Source organism: Neisseria sp. P0009.S007, assembly GCF_051962515.1.
Genome location: NZ_JBQCVF010000762.1, coordinates 1 through 828 on the forward strand (window position 1 = coordinate 1; position 828 = coordinate 828).

The 828-nt window shown below is 53.6% G+C and carries 1 protein-coding gene and 1 pseudogene; both read left to right on the forward strand.

The annotated features are described in order from the left end of the window. Positions 1–109, forward strand: a pseudogene (locus ACTHS3_RS16195) (phosphatase); the annotation flags it as partial. Between the two features lie 135 nt (positions 110–244). Next, positions 245–828, forward strand: a 584-nt coding sequence (locus ACTHS3_RS16200; protein ID WP_440368533.1) for a class II glutamine amidotransferase, incomplete at its 3' end; no start/stop codon positions are given.

Consider the following 828-nt stretch of genomic DNA (forward strand, 5'->3'; position numbering starts at 1 on the left):
AGGCAGCGACTTCCACCGCCCCAACGACTTCAGCGGCGGCATACTCGGCGCCTGCCCCGACTTACCCGAACAATGCCGCCCGGTCTGGGAACACTTTAAGGCCGTCTGAATTTTTGACAGCAATTTTTCAGACGGCCTGCCAAGTATGAGATAGTTATAAACATATCACACTCTACATATTGAAACTGCCTGCCCGATACACCATAATAACCCTATAAATACCCCAAAAATAAAGGTTAACGCCATGTGCCAACTGCTCGGCATGAATTGCAACACGCCCACAGACATCATGTTTTCTTTTGAAGGCTTCCGCCGTCGCGGCGGCATTACCGACCACCACGCCGACGGCTTCGGTATCGGCTTTTTCGAAGGCAAAGGCGTGCGCTTGTTTCACGACGACAAACCCAGCGCCAACTCGCCCGTTGCCGACTTGGTGCGCGCCTACCAAATCAAATCTGAAAACGTTATCGCCCATATCCGCAAGGCCTCACAAGGCCAGACCTCATTGGCGAACACTCATCCCTTCATGCGCGAGATGTGGGGCGAATATTGGCTGTTTGCCCACAACGGCCATTTGATTGATTTTTACCCCGAGCAGGGCGAGTACTACCATGCCGTCGGCTCAACCGATTCCGAACGCGCGTTCTGCTTTATCCTCAACCGCCTGCGCAGCCGCTTTGCCACCAAACCCAAACCTGAAGTTTTGTTTGATGCCATCGCCGGCTTGACTCATGAAATCCGCCGCTACGGCTTGTTCAACTTCGTCATGTCCAACGGCGACTGCCTGTTTGCCCACGCCAGTACCTTACTGCACTACATCGTGCGCAA